The following is a 484-nucleotide window of genomic DNA, read 5'->3' as shown; positions in this document are numbered from 1 at the left end:
CGTATTGAAGACGTAGTGCAGGGCTATCGTGAGTTCGACAGTACCCAAGCCAGCGGCAAAGTGGCCGCCACGGGTGCTCACGCTGTGGATGAGAAACTCTCGCAGCTCCTGGGCGAGCTCTGGAAGTTTCGTGGGCGATAGCCGGCGCAGGTCGTCCGGGGTATCGATCGTTTCGAGCAGGGGGTATTTAGGGCCGGTCATTGTGGTGAATTGTACACTGAGCCAAGACTGGCCCTGAAACCTCTAAAGGGTCAAGCTACTTGATGCGACTGACCACGAACTGAGCCAGTTCGACCAGACGCGCACTCCGGGGGCCCAACGGGGTCAACGCGGCAATGGCACGGTCGCGCAGATCTCGGGCTCGATCCCGGGCGGCTGCCAAGCCGACGGTGCTGGGATAGGTCGGTTTGCTGAGCGCCGCGTCCGCGCCCGTGGTCTTGCCGAGAACCGCGACATCGCCCTCGACATCCAGGATGTCATCCTG

Annotated in this window: 2 protein-coding genes; both read right to left on the bottom strand. The window is 62.0% G+C overall.

Going from position 1 to position 484, the window contains the following annotated elements:
• Positions 1-201, bottom strand: a 201-nt coding sequence (locus F6X68_RS33145) for a 1-deoxy-D-xylulose-5-phosphate synthase N-terminal domain-containing protein (RefSeq protein WP_255474829.1), incomplete at its 3' end; no start/stop codon positions are given.
• A gap of 55 nt (positions 202-256) precedes the next feature.
• Positions 257-484: polyprenyl synthetase family protein (locus tag F6X68_RS33140; RefSeq protein WP_192581668.1), on the bottom strand; the 228-nt coding region annotated here is incomplete at its 5' end.

The sequence above is a fragment of the Micromonospora sp. AMSO12t genome, from assembly GCF_008806585.1.
Taxonomy (GTDB): Bacteria; Actinomycetota; Actinomycetes; order Mycobacteriales; family Micromonosporaceae; genus Micromonospora; species Micromonospora reichwaldensis.
Note: the sequence above shows the minus strand (reverse complement) of the source record. Positions and strands in the feature narration are given on the sequence as shown.